Annotated in this window: 13 protein-coding genes; 10 read left to right on the top strand and 3 right to left on the bottom strand. The window is 52.3% G+C overall.

What is annotated here, in order from left to right; translation table 11 throughout:
- Entirely contained in the window at window positions 1-834 is an 834-nt protein-coding gene (locus KJS65_RS17920) for an AraC family transcriptional regulator (RefSeq protein ID WP_213651233.1), read from the bottom strand.
- Window positions 835-1,030: 196 nt separating this feature from the next.
- On the opposite strand from KJS65_RS17920, the gene melA reads away from it, so the two are divergent.
- Complete coding sequence (gene melA, locus KJS65_RS17915) at window positions 1,031-2,329, top strand: alpha-glucosidase/alpha-galactosidase (RefSeq protein WP_213651232.1); 1,299 nt, start codon at window positions 1,031-1,033, stop codon at window positions 2,327-2,329.
- Between the two features lie 127 nt (window positions 2,330-2,456).
- On the opposite strand, the gene KJS65_RS17910 is transcribed toward melA, so the two are convergent.
- Window positions 2,457-3,947 carry a response regulator transcription factor gene (locus KJS65_RS17910; RefSeq protein WP_213651231.1) on the bottom strand — a complete coding sequence of 497 codons (1,491 nt, stop codon included), beginning with the start codon at window positions 3,945-3,947 and terminating at the stop codon, window positions 2,457-2,459.
- Window positions 3,928-5,694, bottom strand: coding sequence for a cache domain-containing sensor histidine kinase (locus tag KJS65_RS17905; protein ID WP_213651230.1), 1,767 nt, complete (start codon window positions 5,692-5,694; stop codon window positions 3,928-3,930). The genes KJS65_RS17910 and KJS65_RS17905 overlap by 20 nt, the downstream gene beginning before the upstream one ends.
- A 206-nt stretch (window positions 5,695-5,900) precedes the next feature.
- Between KJS65_RS17905 and KJS65_RS17900 the strand changes: the two genes are divergently transcribed.
- The 9 genes from KJS65_RS17900 to KJS65_RS17860 all read left to right on the top strand — a co-directional run bounded on the left by KJS65_RS17900 (window position 5,901) and on the right by KJS65_RS17860 (window position 17,902).
- Window positions 5,901-7,202 carry an ABC transporter substrate-binding protein gene (locus tag KJS65_RS17900; RefSeq protein ID WP_213651229.1) on the top strand — a complete coding sequence of 434 codons (1,302 nt, stop codon included), beginning with the start codon at window positions 5,901-5,903 and terminating at the stop codon, window positions 7,200-7,202.
- A gap of 67 nt (window positions 7,203-7,269) precedes the next feature.
- Window positions 7,270-8,196, top strand: coding sequence for a carbohydrate ABC transporter permease (locus tag KJS65_RS17895; RefSeq protein ID WP_374706195.1), 927 nt, complete (start codon window positions 7,270-7,272; stop codon window positions 8,194-8,196).
- On the top strand, window positions 8,193-9,014 hold the full coding sequence (locus KJS65_RS17890) for a carbohydrate ABC transporter permease (protein WP_213651228.1): 822 nt from the start codon (window positions 8,193-8,195) through the stop codon (window positions 9,012-9,014). Before KJS65_RS17895 ends, KJS65_RS17890 begins: the two co-directional genes overlap by 4 nt.
- Before the next feature lie 195 nt (window positions 9,015-9,209).
- Window positions 9,210-10,499, top strand: coding sequence for a cupin domain-containing protein (locus KJS65_RS17885; RefSeq protein ID WP_213651227.1), 1,290 nt, complete (start codon window positions 9,210-9,212; stop codon window positions 10,497-10,499).
- A 40-nt stretch (window positions 10,500-10,539) separates the two neighbouring features.
- Window positions 10,540-13,014 (top strand): glycoside hydrolase family 95 protein, encoded by a 2,475-nt coding sequence (locus KJS65_RS17880; RefSeq protein WP_244864613.1) that lies wholly within the window; start codon window positions 10,540-10,542, stop codon window positions 13,012-13,014.
- A 260-nt stretch (window positions 13,015-13,274) separates the two neighbouring features.
- Window positions 13,275-14,198 (top strand): ABC transporter permease, encoded by a 924-nt coding sequence (locus KJS65_RS17875; RefSeq protein ID WP_244864638.1) that lies wholly within the window; start codon window positions 13,275-13,277, stop codon window positions 14,196-14,198.
- Between the two features lie 18 nt (window positions 14,199-14,216).
- Window positions 14,217-15,080: a carbohydrate ABC transporter permease gene (locus tag KJS65_RS17870; RefSeq protein WP_136607791.1), complete on the top strand. Its 864-nt coding sequence runs from the start codon at window positions 14,217-14,219 to the stop codon at window positions 15,078-15,080.
- 144 nt (window positions 15,081-15,224) lie between these two features.
- Window positions 15,225-16,805, top strand: a complete 1,581-nt coding sequence (locus tag KJS65_RS17865) for an extracellular solute-binding protein (protein WP_213651226.1) — start codon at window positions 15,225-15,227, stop codon at window positions 16,803-16,805.
- A gap of 74 nt (window positions 16,806-16,879) precedes the next feature.
- Window positions 16,880-17,902, top strand: a complete 1,023-nt coding sequence (locus tag KJS65_RS17860) for a response regulator transcription factor (RefSeq protein ID WP_213651225.1) — start codon at window positions 16,880-16,882, stop codon at window positions 17,900-17,902.
- Window positions 17,903-17,910: the final 8 nt, after the last annotated feature.

The raw sequence follows: 17,910 nt of genomic DNA, 5'->3' as shown, positions 1-17,910 counted from the left end.
CTAAATCTGTGTTTCTCTATACTTTCGTGGAGACGAGCCAATCACTTTTTTGAACATTTTGGAGAACAGAAACGGATCATTATATCCTACCGAACGGGAGATATCACTGACAGAAAGCTCGGGATTTCTCAGCAAATCTGTAGCACGGTTCATCCGGTATTCCAGCAGAAAGGTTTGCAGCGAAACCCCGAATTTGTCCTTGAACAGGCCGGACAGGTAGGTGCGGTCGAGGCCGACCGAACGGGCAATATCGAGCACGGTAACCTTTTGGCTGTAGCTGCTTTCCATATATTCAATAGCCTTGCGGATGTAGCCTTCCCGGGAGTACTGCGGCTTGTGGCCGGTTTCCGGTTCGGGAGAACAGCGGATCAGATCGGCAAGAATGCGGTACAGGATGCTCTGGCTGAGCACGTCGCTGCCGCGGTCGTGGCTGGCTGACTTCAGTTCTTCATAAAAGCTGTCGAAGCTGCTTGCGGGCAGTCCTGTGAACACCGGCCGTTCGGCGCTAATCTGTGCCCGCTGCAGCAGCGACTTTGCATTGAGGCCTTTAAAGCCGATCCAAGAATACGTCCAAGGGTCGGATTCATCGGCACTGTAATGGACAAGCGTATCCGGAAGAATGACAAAACCCTGTCCCGCCTCCAGCTCATACACCGTCTCACTTGTGTGGAATACGCCCCGGCCGCTGTGGATGTAGTGCAAAATATACGCATCACGAAGACCCGGCCCCCAGGTATGCCTCGGCAGACATTCCTCCAAACCGAAAAACAGCAAATTCAGATCCATCTGACCCTGCATAGCGGGAGTGCTGTAGTTGACATTGATACGAACCATGGAAATGGCATCTCCTTTGTTCTCAGCAAGCTTTACTACATATTATAACAGGCAAAATGGCATATTTCCCGTCTGAAAGCGGATACGTAAATGGGATTATGACATGTAATGCTGGGTTTGCTCCATGTTCGCCTCGCGGCATGAGGGGTATAGTTAGAATCAAATTCAAGCCAATCCGAAAGGAAGGTTATCATTCATGTCCAAAATTACGTTTATCGGTGCGGGAAGCACTGTGTTTGTTAAAAATGTGCTTGGTGATGTGATGTCGACACCAGCTTTGCAGGGCTTTGAGCTTGCCTTGTTCGATATTGATCCGGAGCGTCTGCAGGATTCCGAGCGGCTTCTGAGCAGCATTAAGAACACACTGGGCAGCACATGTGTCATTAAGGCTTATAGCGACCGTAAGGAAGCTTTAAGAGGTGCCAAGTACGTCATCAATGCCATTCAGGTGGGCGGCTATGATCCATGTACTATTACTGATTTTGAGATTCCGAAAAAATACGGCCTGCGCCAAACGATTGCCGACACGCTCGGAATCGGCGGCATTTTCCGGAACCTGCGGACGATTCCGGTGATGCTCGATTTTGCCAGAGACATGCAGGAGGTATGCCCTGATGCGCAGTTCCTCAACTACACCAATCCGATGGCAGTTCTCACCAATGTGATGAACACTGTGGGCGGCATCAAGACCGTCGGTCTCTGCCACAGCGTGCAGCACTGCGTATCCGAACTGTTCAAGGCGCTGGACATGGATCAAACAGGCGTGGAATCGAAAATCGCCGGTATCAACCATATGGCTTGGCTGCTTGAGGTGAAGAAGGACGGGGTGGATCTCTATCCGGAAATCAAGCGCCGTGCTGTCGAGAAGCAGAAGGAGAAGCATCACGATATGGTTCGCTTCGAGCTGATGCTCCGCTTTGGCTATTATGTAACGGAATCGTCCGAGCATAACGCTGAATATCATCCTTATTTTATTAAGAAAAACTATCCTGAGCTGATCGAAAAATACAATATTCCGCTTGATGAATATCCGCGCCGCTGCGTTAACCAGATTAACGGTTGGAAGGAAATGCGCGAAAAGATTTTTGCCAGCGAGAATATCGAACATGCGCGTTCTAAGGAATATGCATCTTATATCATGGAAGCCATGGAAACGAATGTACCGTTCAAAATCGGCGGCAACGTCATGAACACCGGTCTTATCACGAACCTGCCGAAGGAAGCCTGCGTTGAGGTTCCGTGTCTCGTGGACCGCTCGGGTATCTCCCCGACCTTTGTGGGTGATCTGCCGCCGCAGCTGGCCGCGCTCAACCGCACGAATATCAATACACAGCTGCTTACCATTGAAGCGGCTATAACAGGCAAAAAAGAGCATATCTACCATGCCGCCATGCTCGATCCGCATACAGCTGCAGAGCTGTCGCTGGATGACATCGTGGCGCTGTGCGATGATCTGATCGAAGCTCACGGCAGCTGGTTGCCGGAGTTTAAATAAAGGTTGTCTGCTGGGTTACGCTGCTGTAGCCTACCAGGTCATTGAAGTTAATTAGCCCCTGCCTTCGCATTCTGAAGAAGGCAGGGGCTTTTCATGCTGCATAAAAATAAGGCCATCACACATGGGTTTATCGCTGATGTTTTTTACTGAATTCGGAAGGGTAGCAGCCCACGTTTTCCTTGAACAGATTCGTGAAATGGCGCGTGCTATAGTAACCGACATGCTCCGCGGCTTCATTGACCTTCATTCCGGGTCTGGACAGCAGCTCCTGCGCTTTCAGCATCCGCAGGCGGGTAACGTATTGAATGAAGGTCACACCCATTTTTTTATGAAAGTGGGTGCTCAGATGGTTGGGGGATACCTGAAATCGTTCCGCGATCCCCGCAACGGTAATATCACCGCAGAAATTCACTTCCAAGTAGCGGATGACCGCATCCAGCCAATCCTGCCTGCCCGGTTCTTCGGCGGATTTTCTCTTCAGGAGGAAGGAGCCTGCAGCTTGCGGCAGCTGCTCCAGCCAGCCGGTATCCGGATGCAGTTCAATGGTCGAATCCGGCCCAAGGATACAGCGGAGATAGGCGACAAGCCGCTCTTCCATATTTGGAGGGAGAAAAGGCTCGCTTGAATACCGGGTCTGAAGCTTTTCACAGCTGCTGATGAACGTAACATAGTCCCCATCCTGGTAAGCCTGTGCCAGGCTGGCTGCGATCTTACCGGTTTTGGTGTAATTGGGATCGGCCCCAAGCAGCTCCAGGTCGCTCAGGCTTAAGAGAACGGAGCTGTCTGCGACACTACGCAGGAAGGATAACGATCTCAGCAAGGCTACCTCGTCCCGCAGTGGAGCCAGCGCGGCATGTTCCTTCGTTTGCATCCAAGTCAGGAGACGGAAGGCGGTGGATTGCTGCCGGGTACATTCCATGATTCGTTCCGGCAGGCGAAGAAGGCTGCGGCGCTCCTTTTCCGTGGATGTTTTGCCGATGAAGATATGCCCCTTCTTCCCAAGAGTAACCAGAGCGAGCATCAGTTCTTTCGAGCAATGTTCGTTGATTAGCTCACGCAGGATTTGCGGCACAGAGGCTTGCGCCACGCAATTCTCCCCGGCCTGTGCCGCCGTATCCTCATAGATGATGACAGCGAGCCAACGCTCTCCGGCGAGGCCTGGACTAGGCAGCGTTTGCTCCGGCTGGCTCTGATTATGAAAGATGGACACCATCTGCGATTCGAATTCCCGGCAGTGCGAGAGGCAGTCCTGGCCTGCTTTGGCTTTTGCCTGTCTCAGAATATTCTGTACCAGCTCCGGATCAGCAGGTTTGAGCAGATAATTGACGGCACCCAGCTGTATGGCTTCCCGGGCATATTCAAATTCTGCATAGCCGGTGAGCATAACCCACTGAGTCGACGGCGCTAAGGGCAAGGCTTCCTTGATCGCTTCAAGCCCGCTTTTGCCTGGCATGCGGATATCGACGAAGGCAACATCCGGCTGTTTCTGCCGAACCAACTCGATCAGTTCCTGCCCATTTCCAGCCTCACGGATTTCAAGATCCGCATGGATATCCTCAAGAATACCAACGAGCGTTTCCCGTGCCAGCATTTCATCGTCAGCCACTATGATGTTCATATCCCAATCCCTCCTCCTGCAGATCAATGGTAATGGTAATCAGGGTCCCGAGATTTGGAGTGCTTCGAACCTTGAAGCTGGATACCCCGCGGTATGAAAGGGAAAGACGCTCCTCAACATTCCGCATACCGACGCGATCCCGGCTCCGCAGCGCCGCAGGCTCAAACCCGGCACCGTTATCCGTCACACGGATGACGGCTCGCGGCTGTCCGTTCTCCCACTGAAGCGCCGCGTTCACTTCAATGAGGCAGGGATGCTCGCACGGCTCACAGCCATGGACGACTGAATTCTCCACGAGGGGCTGCAGCAGCAGTTTGGGAATTTTCAGACCCTCCAGCCTTTCGTCCAGCGCAAAATGGAAGGTGAGGCGATCCTGAAAGCGCATGGATTGCAGATCCGCATACTTACGGATAATTTCGAATTCTTCCGCGAGGGTGATCGTCGTATCGGAAGATAAAATATATCGGAGCAGTCCGCTCAGTGAACGGATTGCCCGGTCTAGCGTATCGTGGTCACGCCTGCGGTTCAGCCCGATGAAGCCATTCAGCGTGTTGTACAGAAAATGCGGCTTGATTTGCGATTGCAACGCCTGCATTTCGGCATCCTGCTGCTTCAGCTTGGCGCGGTATTCACTGATCACCATATCATCCAGCTGCCGGATCATCCGGTTCAGCGCGCTCCCAAGCTCCGCAATCTCATCCTTGCCGTGGATATCCACCCGCCTTGTCATATCGCCGCGCTGCACATGCCGCATGACCAGTATCATTTCGCGGAACGGGGTCAGCAGCTTGCGTGAGTATGCCAGGAACACGAATAAGGTCAGGATCAATCCGCCTGAAGCAAAAATAAGCCCTGTCGTATGCATCCACCGGACCTTATCGGTGAAACGGCTTTGCGGTATGAGGGAGGTCACCTTCCAGGAGCTCGAGGGAACCGTTTTGGACACCTGGACATAGGGTTCTCCATAATAATCTATGGTGGCAGAGGGTTTCGATAGTTCCTTCAATGTTTCGGCCGGAACGTCACTGCTTGCGTATACAAGCTGCCCGTTCTTATCTGTGATGACCACGACAGAATCATTGCTGATCAGCTGGCGCACAATCCGGTCAATCACAACCGTGTCTGCGTCGGCCATGATGACGGCAATCGGCTTCCGGGAATCCATATCCCGAATGAGCCGGGCCACTGAGAATACGCTCTGCACCTGGTCGAGCTTCAAATAATCCTGGGGATGGACCCGGACAAAGGTAGCTTTACCCTCGGCCTTGACCGCCTCTTTGTACCAATCCTGTTCGGTATACGGATAATCACTGCGGGCTGCATATAGCGTCGAACGGCTGTCTTTATAAAAGATCGACCCGTCCAGCGGCAGCAGCAGCGTACCCAGAATCTCCTTATGCATGTTTTCGAGCACACTAGGCAGTGTGTTGTAAAGTGCGTAATCGGCTTTGTATTTTGTATAACTATCGGATGTTTTGTAAATGCCTGCTGAACGGATTTTCAGGGCATACATTACTTCATTGTAGTTGTACGGAATGGTCGTCACGCGCTCGAGTTCATCCAGATAGTATTGGATATTACTGGTCAAGCCCACAAGCGTCGACTCGGTCAGCTTTTCGGTCTCTGTCGTTAGCAGCTTCGTATAATAGGCAGGCATCACATAAGCAATAATCAGGACGGGGAACAAGATGGTGACGGAGAAGAGAATCATCAGCTTGGAACGGATGGACAAGGCTCTGTTTTTCAACGCGAACTACCTCCGTTTGCTCGGTCTGGGCAAAGTTAATGGTTCTCATTGTACTTGAAGGAAAGGGCTTAGGCAATAGATAGAAAATAGCGCTTTCATCGTAGGAATGGGTCATTTGTAAGCGCTTTTACGTGTGATAAGCTAAATCTGTAAAAAGGAGTGGCGTACACGTTAATTTTCAAATCAGAAAATGAAGAGGTGGGTATATGAGAACACGCGCATTTTGGTTCATGACTCTGGCAATTCTCATCATCATGGCAAGCGGCTGCTCATCACGTCCCGACAGCGGGAGTACCGGCAGTGGGAACACCGAAACGGGCTCCGGCAAAATCGGCTCGGGCAAGGCGAAAACCACGTTGTCGATGATGGTGAACATTTCGGATGAATCACTGACCCAGGCTTACCGTGAAATCGTGGATGGCTTTACGAAAGAAAATCCCGATATAAGCGTGAACCTGCAGTTTGACAGCACGGGCTACGAGAACACCATGAAGGTCAAAATGGCTGCGAACGACCTGCCCGATATATTCGATACCCATGGCTGGGCGAAGCTCCGTTACGGTGATTACCTCGCTGATCTGCGGGATGAGCCTTGGGCTTCCCAGCTGACCGATACGATCCGCGATGTTGTGACTGACAAGGATGGGAAGGTCTACGCATTAGTGCTCACTGAAGCGAAGGATGGCCTGCTGTATAACGTGGATATGCTCGAGCAGTATGGCATTCAGGTGCCAAACACGTTTGATGAGCTGATAGCTGCCGGGGAGAAGATCAAGAAGGAAAGCGGCGGCAAAACGAATCCGTTCTATATGTCCGGCATAGATGATAGCATGATCGGCCAGTATCTGGACAATTTTGCGAATCCACTCCTGATTACAGCCAAGAATAACGATGCGGATGCGCTCCTAAACGGCAATTTCGATTGGACTCATATTACGCCGCTGGCACAAAGCCTGGTGGATCTCCAGAAAAAAGGACTAATTAATGAAGATGTGCTGACCGCCAAGCGCAGCGATCTTCCGGCCGCTTTTGCTGCAGGCAAGGTAACCTTTGCACTTGTCGGTCCGGCATTTATGGATTCCGTACATGCGATCGCACCGGATATGAAAATCGGTATTATGCCGGTGCCGTCGATGGTGGCTGGTGATGAACCGACCTTTGCGGGCGGGGAGCGTAATACACTGGCGGTATGGAAGGACACGAAGCATCTGGATGAGGCGAAGAAGCTGCTGCAGTATTTTGCCAAACCGGACAATATGGCGAAGCTGTCGAACGTATCGAAGAATCCTCCGGGACTGAAGGATATTAAGACAGACCATGAGCTGACCCCTTATTATGAAAAATACGCGAATATCCGGGTATTCCCATACTTTGACCGCGTGTATCTGCCAAACGGCATGTGGGATGTTCTCTGCAAAAATGGTACCGAACTGCTTGCCGGACGCATGACGCCGGAGCAGTTCAGCGAATCGATGAAGACCGAGGTCGAGCGGCTGTCCAAAAAATAATCGTCAGGGGCAGCGGGGCATGAGGTCATGCCCCGCACCTTGCCCGTTTTGCGAGGAGCGTGAAGAGATGAAACCAAGCGTTGTTGTCACCAAAGCAAGGCCGCGCAGAACGACCGGCATGCGTCTGGCAAAATCGCCGGTGATGCTGAACTGGATGTACCTGCCTGCTCTGCTGCTGTTTGCTGTATTTATCTACTATCCCTTTTTCCGGGGGCTGCTGATTTCCTTTACGGATTGGGATGGCTACTCCCAGGCACTGCACTATATTGGGATCGACAATTATAAAAGAATGCTGACCGACAGCCGTGTCCACACGGTCATTATCAACACGCTGATCTACGGCCTCGGCAGTACGCTTTTTCAAAATATGTTCGGGCTTTTGTACGCGCTGCTGCTGAATAAACATGGCAAGGCCAAAACCTTCGTCCGTGTCATCGTATATATTCCCGCGATTGTCAGTCCGATCATCATGGGATATATCTGGTATTTCCTGCTTCAATATAATGGCGGGGCAATCAACGATATCATTATGGCTTTTACCGGCAAGCCGGTTAATCTGCTGGCAGACCCGAAGGTAAACGTTTGGATTATTATGATTGTTAATACGTATCAATTCCTGGGGATTGCGATGATGATTTTTCTCTCAGGCCTGCAGGGCATTTCCAAGGATTATTATGAAGCGGCTGAAATAGACGGGGCCTCACCGTTGAAGCGCTTTGCGAACATTACCTTTCCGCTGCTTGCCCCGGCACTGACAACCAGCATTATCCTTAATCTGATCGGCGGCCTGAAGCTGTTCGACGTCATTGCAGCACTGACCAACGGCGGACCGGGATACGCCTCCGCGTCGCTGTCCACGATGATGTATCAGCTGTATTTTGCCCGCCAGGATGCCGGACTCGCGGCTTCGCTGGGCAATCTGATGTTTCTGCTCATCACCGTCATCAGCCTGACATCTCTGTACTTTCTGCGCAGAAAGGAGCTGTCGCAATGAAGCAGCGAAAACGCACGGTTGTTTATACGGTTATCGGCCTTTTGGTGGCCCTGGTGCATATCATCCCGTTTTACATCCTGCTGACGGTTTCTTTTAAAGATCTGAGGGATATGAGCTCTAAGTGGCTGTTTCCAGGTTACGGGTTCACAGGTAATTTTATAAGCGCCTGGCAGAACGCCCACCTGGGCAGAGCCTTTTTGAATACCGGTGTGATCACCGTCATGTCGGTCGTGCTGATTCTGATCTTTGGCTCCTTGGCGGCTTTCCCGCTAGCGCGTTACCAGTCAAGGTTGAACAAGTGGGTGTACGGCATCTTCGTCAGCGCACTCATCGTACCGCCGCTTACGATTCTGGTACCGCTGTATAAGCTGTTTGTCGATATTGGCTTTATGAACACTTATTTCGGGATCGTGCTGCTGCATGTGACCTTTCAGCTGTCGATGGCCATTTTCCTCTATACAAGCTTCATCGGGACGATTCCGCGGGAGCTGGACGAGGCGGCAATGATCGACGGTGCGACCAAGACAGGCATGTTTTTCCGCATCATTTTACCGCTCTTAAAGCCGGTTACGGCCACGATTGTCATCATGAATGCCAACTCAATCTGGAATGACTATCAGTTTTCGCTCTTTTTCCTGCAAAAGCCGGATTCGCGTACCATTACGGTGGCCCTGTCCAGTTTTTTCGGAGAAAACAGCGCGCAGATCGGCTGGATCGCCGCCGGTTCGCTCATGGCCGCGATTCCGAGCATTTTGGTTTACATTTTGCTGCAAAAATACTTCGTCGATGGCATTGCCGCCGGTGCGGTCAAGGGGTAGGGAAAGGTGATCATTTAATTTTCCAGCAAGAGTCTGGCCAGCGGGCCAGGCTTTTTTATGGTCACTGCCTTGCAAAGGACGGAGTGCATCGTAAAAAAACACATGCCAGCGCAACCTACTCAATGGAGGCTTTGCCCAGCCGGTAGTAGCATGAAGGAAAGCTTAAAATACGGAAATGGAACAGGAGGGTTTTTTATGAAAGCGCTTTTAGTGGGAATGGGTGAGGCGGGAAGCGGCTGGTACCGGAGACTGCGGAGTTTGAACGGTGATTTGGAGCTGGCTGTTTCAGATACGAATGAGAGCAGACGTGAGCAGCTTCAGGCAGACGGAGTTCCTTTTTATACCGATGCCAGGGAGGCGATCGAGCAGGAGCAGCCGGATTTTGTGATTAACGTTACGCCGCGCCATGCGCATAGCGCGATTAATCACTTGGCCTTTGATTATAAACTGCCGGTGCTCTGCGAGAAGCCGATTGCCGAAAACTACGAGAAGTCCGTGGAGATCGTCAAACGGGCTGAGGAAGAACGCATTCCATTTATGATCGCGGAAAATTACCGTACGTTTGCGCCGCTGCGCAAGCTGAAACAGCTGATCGATGAAGGAGCCGTTGGAGCACTGTACTCCCTGGAATGCGAATTTTTCCGCAAGCGTCAGCGTGTGACTCTGGAGCCGAATGACGAGCTGGAGGAAGTCATCATTCACCATTTCGATCTGCTGCGCCATTTGTCGGGGCGGGAAGTAGGCAAACTGTTTGCCGTGAAGCGCCATGTCTTTCATATCGTGATGGATTTGCAGGCAGGCATTCAGGCCTCCTTCCGCTGTTCGCTGCATAGTGTGGGGCGCGAAACACAGTGGCCGGGCGATTGGAGGATTGAAGGGGAGAAGGGCAGTCTGACCTTTTCAGACGGGGAAATTGAGCTGACGACGCCGGAAGGCGTGCAGCGATGGAGTGATTTCAGTGATGTGGCGGTTCAGACACCGGTTCAGGAGTTCCTGAAGGCCTTGGAGGAGAAACGCCGCGGCGAGACGGACGCGAAGGAATATCTCAAAAATCAGGCACTCGCCCATTATACACGCTTGTCGCTGAAGCAAGGGCAGCAGGTAGATACCTCGGCGAGCTGGGGATACGGGCCGGCAGACATCCGTAATTTTCTGCGGGCAGAGCTAAAACCCTCTTCAAGCCACGGAGGTCAAGGCTTGGTCGAGAGTGTGAGGCTGTATGGCAAAGGGGATTTCGAGACCCCTCTTAAATTCCTGTATTATTCCGTATTGCCTCCGGGCACTTCGATTGGATATCACGGGCATCGTGATGACGAAGAGATCTATATCATCCTGGAGGGCACAGGCTTGATGACGATGAACGGGAGAGACACGAGAGTTGGTCCTGGAGATGTGATCGTTAACAAGCCTTGGTGGAAGCATGGCCTGCTTAATGATGGAAATGAGCCGATCAAGGCGATTGTGTTTGAAATCGATAAAGCCTGATCTTCGCATCCGTGCGGCGGGGCATGAAAAGGAGATAAAGATGATGATGAGGCAGAGCGGACCAGGTGAACGATCGGAGCAAGGGAAGGATAGGGATCAGGAGAGTTATGGCAGCGGCAGCTTCATGAGACGCGGAGCAGGCAGTCATGGCCGTCCTATGCGGCTGTGGTACACCACCCCGGCTGCAGCATGGGAGGAGGCATTGCCTATCGGTAATGGTCGCCTCGGGGCAATGGTCTATGGTTCGACAGGGCTTGAGACCATCCGGCTCAATGAGGACTCACTGTGGTATGGCGGCCCGTCACGGGCGGCGAATCCTGAGTCGCAGCCTTATCTGGAAGAAATCCGGAGCCTGCTGAAGGATGGCAGACAGGCGGAAGCAGAGCATCTTGCCAGAATGGCTCTTACGGCTTCACCGAAGTATGAGCAGCCTTATCAGCCGCTTGGCGACCTGATGCTCAAGCCGATGGAGGATATCCTTCCTGTGGTGGATTATGAACGGGAGCTGGACCTGGAGCGCGCCGTTGTGAACGTCAGCTATCATGCGGGGGGCGTGAACTACCGCAGACAATATTTTGTCAGTGAACCGGACGGTGTCCTGGTGGTCCGTCTGACAGCCGACCGGCCTGGCGCGCTAACCTTTGCCGCCAATCTCATGCGGCGTCCCTTCGACTGCGGCAGCTGGCCGGGATTGGATAACACGATGGTAATGGGCGGTGAATGCGGCGTGGACGGCGTCCGGTTCAGCGCGGCATTCCGGGCGATCCATGAGGGAGGAAGTATGCGGACGATCGGGGATTTCCTGTCCGTGGACGGAGCGGACGCAGTGACGATCCTGCTCGCAGCGCAGACGAGTTTCCGGGAAAAGAACCCGGAAGAGGCATGCTTGATCCAGCTGGAACGGGCTGCGGCCATGACCTTTGATGAGCTGTTCAAACGGCATGTGAAGGAATACCGGCAGAGGTTTGACCGTTTTGAACTGACACTCACACCGGATGGTGATCCATTTGAGGAGCTTCCTACGGATCAGAGGCTGCTCAGGCTGAAGGAAACGTTACAGGATCCAGGCAAGCCGGAGGCCGGTGAACATGTTTTATCCGACGACCCCGGGTTGATGGCAATATATGTGCAATACGGCCGTTATCTGCTGCTTTCCTGTTCACGGCCGGGCACTTTGGCCGCCAACCTGCAGGGGATCTGGAATCACAGCTTCACGCCGCCGTGGGAGTCGAAATATACGATTAATATCAATACGCAGATGAATTATTGGCCAGCGGAAGTATTGGGGCTGGAGGAGTGCCATGAACCGCTCTTTGATCTGATTGAGCGAATGGTACCCAATGGACGGATAACCGCGCAGGAGATGTACGGCTGCCGGGGATTTGTAGCCCATCACAATACGAATCTGTGGGCGGAGACACGTCCGGAGGGCATTCTCATGACCTGCACGGTATGGCCGATGGGAGCCGCCTGGCTTAGTCTGCACCTGTGGGAGCATTACCGTTACGGACTGGACATGGAGTTCCTGAAGAAGCGGGCCTATCCGGCGATGAAGGAGGCGGCCGTGTTCCTGCTTGATTATATGACGATGGATGAGAACGGCATGCTTGTCACCGGACCTTCCGTATCGCCCGAGAATAAATTTCTGCTGCCTGACGGCAGCAGCGGCAGTCTGTGCATGGGACCTTCCATGGATGCACAGATCGCATTGACCTTGTTCGAGGCCTGCCTGGAAGCTGTGAAGACGATGGGGACGGATAGGGAAGCTGTCTTCACCGATAAGCTTGAGCATGCGATCCAGTGCATGCCGAAGCCGCAAATCGGCATGAGTGGACAAATTATGGAATGGCAGATCGATCATGAGGAAGTCGACCCCGGCCACCGCCATATCTCGCAGCTGTTCGCTCTGCATCCGGGCAAGCTCATCGATGCCTTTGAGACCCCGGAGCTGGCGGACGCCGCTAGAACGACGCTTGCGCGCAGACTTTCTTCCGGCGGCGGACATACAGGCTGGAGCCGTGCCTGGATCATCAACTTCTATGCCCGGCTGCTGATGGGGAATGAAGCACACGGCCACCTGGCTAAGCTGCTGTCGCACTCCACATATCCGAATATGCTGGACTGCCACCCGCCTTTTCAAATTGACGGTAACTTTGGCGGTGCTGCCGGTGCAGCGGAAATGCTGCTTCAATCGCATACCGGCGAGATCCGGCTCCTGCCTGCACTTCCGCCGCAGTGGCGTTCGGGCGAGGTACGGGGGCTGCGGGCCAGAGGTGGCTATACGGTAGATATGAGCTGGAAGGAAGGGACGCTTGTTGAAGTCACGATCCATCCACAGGTAAGCGGACAGTGCTGCATATGGTCACCCGTACCGCTGTGCTGCGGAGTTATTAAAGCTCAGCCGCATAGACAAGCAGAGAATGGCGCACCGGCTTTGTTCAGAGGATATCGATATCAAATTCCTGTTATCCAAGGAAAAAGCATCACGATAACCAGCGGGGCAGCCTGTTCATAGCGTTACTCGCAAGCAATCGTAATAAAACACAGGCCAGTCGACAAATCTCCATTCCGGCCTGCTGCCAGGGAGCGGTAAGATAGTTTCGAAGGCATAGTATCTGACGGAGGATCAAAGTATCAACGTTTAAGATAACGCTTTCTTTTACAGAACAAGAAGCTGAATCGGCGGGCTGCGAACGGAAGGTCCGCTCATCCGGTTCAAAAGCAGAAGGAGCGATGATGATGTCAGGACAGGCGCCCACAGCAAACCAGACAAGCATGAAAACAAGCAAGCCTCTCGGCAGGCAAAGAAGCAATTTCCGCAAATACAAAGCGCTCTATTTCATTACGATTCCAGGCATTCTTTATTTTATTATTTTCAAATACTTGCCGCTTATGGGTTCAGTTATGGCATTTCAGGACTACAACATTTTCAAAGGCTTTACCGGCAGCCCCTGGGTGGGACTGGACCAATTCAGACGAATGTTTACCTACACGGAATTCCTGAGAATTCTGGAAAATACCGTACTGATCGGCTTATACGACATCCTTATTGCTTTCCCGGTGCCGATCATCCTGGCGCTGCTGCTCAATGAACTGAGGAAGGTGCTCTTTAAGCGGATTTTGCAAACCATCGTTTATTTGCCCCATTTTCTTTCTTGGGTCATCATCGGCGGTATCATGATCGGCATCCTGTCTCCAACGACAGGTATCGTGAATCAGATGCTGAACGCGATTGGCATCAAGTCCATTTATTTTCTCGGCGAAGATTCCTATATCCGAAGTATTCTGGTCGGTACGGGCATCTGGAAAGACAGCGGCTGGGGAACGATCATATATCTGGCAGCGCTCGCGAGCGTCAATCCGGAGCTGTACGAAGCGGCCCGCATGGATGGCGCCAACCGCTGGAGACAGACTTTATCCATCACCATTCCGGCAATTTTGCCGACGATCACGATCATGTTCCTGCTGCATATCGGCAACTTCCTGGATTTCGGCTTTGAACGGGTATTCGTATTCGTCAATTCGCTGAACGAACATAAAGGCGACATCCTCGATACGTATATTTACCGGGTCGGCCTCATCGACCAGCAGTACAGCTACACCACCGCCATCGGCCTGTTTAAATCGCTCGTCGGCCTGATGCTCATCATGATCGGCAACACCCTGAGCAAGAAGACAAGCGGAGAGGGACTTTACTAGAGAAAGGAGCAAGGCGAAATGAACATCAAAGGACGATGGTTTGACTGGTTCAATACAATTTTTTTGACGCTCGTCGGCTGCATCATGGTATTTCCGCTGCTCCATGTGCTTGCCAAATCGTTCAGCAGCAGTAAAGCGATCAACGCAGGTCTCGTCAAAGTGATTCCGGTGGACTGGACTTTCGTCAACTATAAAGTCATCTTGGCGGATACTTCGATCTGGCGGGCGTTCCTGATCAGCGTCATCATTACCGTCGGCGGCACGGCGATCAACCTGATCATGACGGCATCGCTGGCCTACCCGCTTTCCCGTCCGGAGTATTCCCTGCGGAAGGTCGTCCTGATCTTCATCCTTATCACGATGATTTTTCAGGCTCCGCTGATCCCGAACTATCTGGTCATTAAAAACCTGCACATGCTGGATACGCTATGGGCGCTCGTCATTCCGTCAGCCATCAGCGCATATAATCTGTTCATCATGCGGTCCTTCTTCGTGGCGCTGCCCGCCGAGCTAATCGACAGCGCGAGAATCGACGGTGCCAGCGAGATGCGGACGATGTGGAGCGTAATATTACCGCTGTCCAAACCGGTCATGGCGACCATGGGACTTTTTTACGCCGTATCCCACTGGAACTCGTATTCCACGGCCTTGTATTTTATCAACAGCCGTACCTTGTATCCGCTCCAGCTCCGGCTGCGGGAAATCGTGCTCAGCAACGATCTCGGCCAGGCAGAAAGCCTGTTAGACGGAGTTAATGAAGTGTCTCCTGCGGGCGTGCAGATGGCCGTCATCATCGTCTCGGTCCTGCCGATCATCATCGTGTATCCATTCCTGCAGAAATACTTCATTAAAGGGATGCTGGTAGGCTCAATCAAGACCTAGAAGTTGGAAAATGAATAAGACTTATGAAACGCACATGAATCCGTTTTCATATAGACGAAATATGATAATATAGAGGTGTTCCAAATCGAATAGCGCCCATTACGTCCGAAAATTCAACATCAGGACGAAAAAGAGGGGGAGGCAATGAAAAAGTGGTTCTATCTGATGTTGGCCACGTTGATGACTCTCGCTGGCTGTTCTTTTCCGGAAATCACGTTATCTCCGGGCACCTCTGAACACTCCCCTGGACAAAAAGCCGGCAGCGGCTCTTCCCCGGGGACTTTGTCTTTTTCCATTGTGCTAACCACCGCCTCCAACCCTTATGTGGCCAAGGTGCCCGATATCCAGGAGGATAAATGGGTTAAACAATTGGAAGCGCTGACAAATACAGATATTCGGATTACGATGATCCCGCTGAAGGATGTAGACAAACGCCTGCCGGTGCTCCTGACGGGAGATGATTTTCCGGATGTGATCCAGACCGTGGGCGGAGCAAGCTCGGCAGCGATGTCGGGAACGGTCGAAGCAGGCTTGTTCATGCCCTTGGATGACTTGATCCGTACCTATGCGCCGCATATGCTGGAAAGAATCCCGGAAGAGGCTTGGAAGGAAACCAGTTATCAGGGGGAAATTTATGGAATTCCGGCCTGGCTGGACAATCCTTCACGGCGCGGGACGTATATCCGCACGGATCTTCTCAAGCAGACGGGATTGCCGGTTCCGAGAACGGTGGATGAATTCCTGAACGTGCTGCGCGCCTTCAAGAAGCTGGGCGTGGAGAATCCGTACCAAATGCGCGAGAACTTCAAATATGCGGATGTCATTTTTGGGGCTTATGACGTGCTTGGGTACCAGTTTGAACTCAAAAACGGCGAGGTCGTACCGAAGTTTTTTGAGGAGAAACGCATGAAGGAAGCCATCTCAATTTATAAAAAGATGCTCGAGGAAGGCCTGATCGCGAAGGATTTTGCAACGGTGAGCTCGAGCGAATACACCCAGAACATTTACAGCGGCAAAGCAGGCGTCTGGACGGCGAATGCCGCCGGACTGCTTGATTTTAGGGCCCAGGTGAACGACTCGGTTCCGGAAGCGAAGGTTGACATCGTCCCGTCACCAGCCGGTCCGGACGGCAAAAAGGGCTATGGGCTGTACAGCTCGGTCATCAATTCCTATTACATCAATAAACATGTCTCCAAAGAAAAGGCGATCGGCATTATTCAATTTTTCAACTGGATGCTCAGCGATGAAGCCGAGCGGTTTTTTTCCTTCGGGATTCCCGGCGATACCTATACCGTAACCAGCGGCGCCATAAGCTACCGGTTTCCGCAAACGAAAGAGGAGCAGGACGAACAAGGCTTTCGCGAGCTGCTGTGGCTGAGCCATGATTTGACGATCAACCGCGAAAGAACGAGGCTTCTTCCTGGCGGCAAGGATGTGCTGGGAGCAATTGATTCGACACTTTCCAAGGAAGGCCGCGGCAATATTGTTTTTATTCCGGATCTGGAAGCATTCAACATCTATCCGGAGCTGGCTCCAAACAATCCGAATCAGCCTCCGCCCTTTATCGTGGACCACATTGTGCGGATGATATACGGAAAGGAGCCGATTTCAAATTGGCCGAAGGTGATTCAGGAATACAGAAGCCGCGGAGGGGACGACATCATTCGCGAGGCTACGCAGCGCTATCACGCAAACGAGGGTGTCATGGTGCAAGAGGGACGCTAAAAGATGCTCTTCAGGCAAAACGCAGCATGCTGCCGCTTGCTTCTCAAATCCGATGAGAAAAGAGGTTATGATCCATGCGAGTGCTGATTGTGGAAGATGAACCTGTCATTCAAAAGGGATTAGTGAAAATGGTGCAGCGGTATCCAGCGTCGTTTTCGGCGATCTATACAGCCGATGATGGGGAATCCGCCCTTGAAATGATCCGCAGCGAGGAGCCGCATCTGGTGCTGACCGATCTACGGATGAAGCGGATGGACGGCCTGGAGCTGTGCGAACAGATTCACCGGGAATTCGGTCATGTCCAGGTCGTAGTCATTTCGGGATATAATGATTTTCAGTATGCACAGCGGGCCATTGCTTATGGTGTGAAGCGCTATTTGCTAAAGCCGGTCACCCAGCAGGACATTCATAACGCGCTGCGTGAGATCATTGCGGGAATGAGCGAGAATATCGTATCCCTGCAAAAATACATGGAGTGGTCGGAGAAGCTGGAAGAAAGCATCTGGATGCTGCAAAAGAGCGATATGCACCGGCTGCTTGAAGAAAGCAGGGAAAACTGCCTGTTCAGCGGGCTGCATGTGCTCGGGATGAAATCGGTGCTGGTGGACTGCATGAACATGATTGTGGGAAGGCTCGTACAGCGAGGGTGGCAGCCGCAGATCCGTGCGGACAAAAATGGTACGGATATCAGCAAAAAGGAAGCGCTGGAAGCCTTCGGAGCCGTGCTCGAAGACATCTTTACGCAGCTGCAGCAGACCCGCAAGGGCAAATTCAAGGACCCGATCGAGGAGGCGAAAGCTTTTATCGATCTGCATCTGTCAGAAGAAGTGACACTGGAGGAAGTCGCGAAAAGGGTGGGGCTCACCCGGACCTACTTCAGCGCCTTGTTCAAGAAAATGACGGGCGAAACCTTCGTGCATTACCGCATCAAGAAGCGGATCGAGGAGGCACGCAAGCTGCTTGCGGTTCCCGCCCTTACCATTACGGATATCGCAGTGCAGGTAGGGTATGAGGATTATCCCCATTTTACGAAGACGTTCAAAAATTTCGTAGGCATGTCGCCCTCCGAATATCGCTCGTCTTTTGGCATCGAATAATGAGAAAG

It is taken from the genome of Paenibacillus sp. J23TS9 (genome assembly GCF_018403225.1).
Classification (GTDB): domain Bacteria; phylum Bacillota; class Bacilli; order Paenibacillales; family Paenibacillaceae; genus Paenibacillus_AQ.
This window is presented reverse-complemented; position numbering and strand designations above follow the sequence as displayed.

What these genes read in the sequence shown, in the direction of transcription:
- KJS65_RS17920 (WP_213651233.1), bottom strand. Translation starts at nt 834, where the DNA reads ATGGTTCGTATCAATGTCAACTACAGCACTCCCGCTATGCAGGGTCAG.
- melA (WP_213651232.1), top strand. Translation starts at nt 1,031, where the DNA reads ATGTCCAAAATTACGTTTATCGGTGCGGGAAGCACTGTGTTTGTTAAA.
- KJS65_RS17910 (WP_213651231.1), bottom strand. Translation starts at nt 3,947, where the DNA reads ATGAACATCATAGTGGCTGACGATGAAATGCTGGCACGGGAAACGCTC.
- KJS65_RS17900 (WP_213651229.1), top strand. Translation starts at nt 5,901, where the DNA reads ATGAGAACACGCGCATTTTGGTTCATGACTCTGGCAATTCTCATCATC.
- KJS65_RS17895 (WP_374706195.1), top strand. Translation starts at nt 7,270, where the DNA reads ATGAAACCAAGCGTTGTTGTCACCAAAGCAAGGCCGCGCAGAACGACC.
- KJS65_RS17890 (WP_213651228.1), top strand. Translation starts at nt 8,193, where the DNA reads ATGAAGCAGCGAAAACGCACGGTTGTTTATACGGTTATCGGCCTTTTG.
- KJS65_RS17885 (WP_213651227.1), top strand. Translation starts at nt 9,210, where the DNA reads ATGAAAGCGCTTTTAGTGGGAATGGGTGAGGCGGGAAGCGGCTGGTAC.
- KJS65_RS17880 (WP_244864613.1), top strand. Translation starts at nt 10,540, where the DNA reads ATGATGATGAGGCAGAGCGGACCAGGTGAACGATCGGAGCAAGGGAAG.
- KJS65_RS17875 (WP_244864638.1), top strand. Translation starts at nt 13,275, where the DNA reads ATGAAAACAAGCAAGCCTCTCGGCAGGCAAAGAAGCAATTTCCGCAAA.
- KJS65_RS17870 (WP_136607791.1), top strand. Translation starts at nt 14,217, where the DNA reads ATGAACATCAAAGGACGATGGTTTGACTGGTTCAATACAATTTTTTTG.
- KJS65_RS17865 (WP_213651226.1), top strand. Translation starts at nt 15,225, where the DNA reads ATGAAAAAGTGGTTCTATCTGATGTTGGCCACGTTGATGACTCTCGCT.
- KJS65_RS17860 (WP_213651225.1), top strand. Translation starts at nt 16,880, where the DNA reads ATGCGAGTGCTGATTGTGGAAGATGAACCTGTCATTCAAAAGGGATTA.